Origin of the sequence: Streptomyces sp. (assembly GCF_019510245.1) — a bacterium.
Taxonomy (GTDB): Bacteria; Actinomycetota; Actinomycetes; order Streptomycetales; family Streptomycetaceae; genus Streptomyces.
In genome coordinates, this window is record NZ_JAEKKT010000545.1 from 1 (window position 1) to 1,123 (window position 1,123).

The following is a 1,123-nucleotide window of genomic DNA, read 5'->3' on the forward strand; positions in this document are numbered from 1 at the left end:
GCGACTTCCTGGCCGCCGCCCCCGGCATCCACGGCGCCGCCCTCAAGGTCCTCTCGTCGACGGCCTGACCGGAAGTCCCTTCTTCTCACCTCGATACCGCAAGGAGCACCACCACATGACCAGCATCGGCATCCTGGGCGCCGGCCGCGTCGGCGCCAACCTCGCCGGCAAGCTGTCCGCAGCCGGACACCATGTCACCGTCGGTGGCCGGAGATCCGAAGACACCGCCCGCACCGCCGGGCTCGCCCCGCGGATCGCCTTCGCCGACCAGCGCACCGCTGCCCGCACCGCGGACGTCGTGATCAACGCGACGCCCGGCGACAGCTCCCTGGAGCGCCTCACCGACCTGCGGGCCGACCTCGTCGGCAAGATCCTCATCGACGTCTCCAACGCCACCCGCGACGACGGTGACGGCCTGCCCGGTGAATTGTGCTATCCCGGCAGCAGCCTCGCCGAGAAGCTTCAGGCCGCGCTCCCTGACACCCATGTGGTCAAGACCCTCAACACCATGCTCTTCACGGTCATGACCGCTCCCGAAGCCCTGGCCACCCCACCGACCGCCTACCTCTCGGGCGATGACGAACACGCGAAGAGGACCGTCACCGGCCTGCTCGGCGACCTGGGCTGGCGGCCCGAACGGATCGAGGACCTCGGCGACATCACCACGGCCCGCGCCACCGAGGCCATGATCCTGGTCGTGCCCCACATCCTGCGCCGACACGGCTTCAAGCCCTTCGCCGTCTCCCTCGCCCGCTGACACATCAAACAGGGTTCAGGCCGAAACCAGGTCGAGTGTGATGTGCGGGGCGAGCGCGTGCAGGAAGTCGGGAGCGTCGAAGATCTCGCCGGCGGAGGCGACGCCGACGGTCTTGGTACGGCCGGTCAGGACGCGCTCGAGGGCCTCCGTGACAAGGGGCGCGGTGACGGCGTAGATGTCCAGGCCGCCGGCCGTGGCCCGGCGTTCGGCTCCGCCGGAGCGGACGACGACGTCGACGAGGAAGGTCTGGTTCGAGCGCCCGTTCTCGTCGGTGCCGGTCGGGGCCGGCGTGTGGGGAGCGGTGACGTCCCGGGCCGCCTCGGCGGTCATGTAGGTGGTCACGTCGGGGATGGAGAGGTGCTGGGG

General features: G+C 70.3%; 1 protein-coding gene and 1 pseudogene. One reads left to right on the forward strand and one right to left on the reverse strand.

Annotation, left to right across the window (positions count from 1 at the left end):
* Positions 1 to 64 precede the first annotated feature (64 nt).
* Complete coding sequence (locus JF597_RS55260) at positions 65 to 757, forward strand: NAD(P)-binding domain-containing protein (protein ID WP_294014847.1); 693 nt, start codon at positions 65 to 67, stop codon at positions 755 to 757.
* Positions 758 to 772: 15 nt separating this feature from the next.
* On the opposite strand, the pseudogene JF597_RS55265 reads toward JF597_RS55260, so the two are convergent.
* Positions 773 to 1,123: pseudogene (locus JF597_RS55265) on the reverse strand (saccharopine dehydrogenase); the annotation flags it as partial.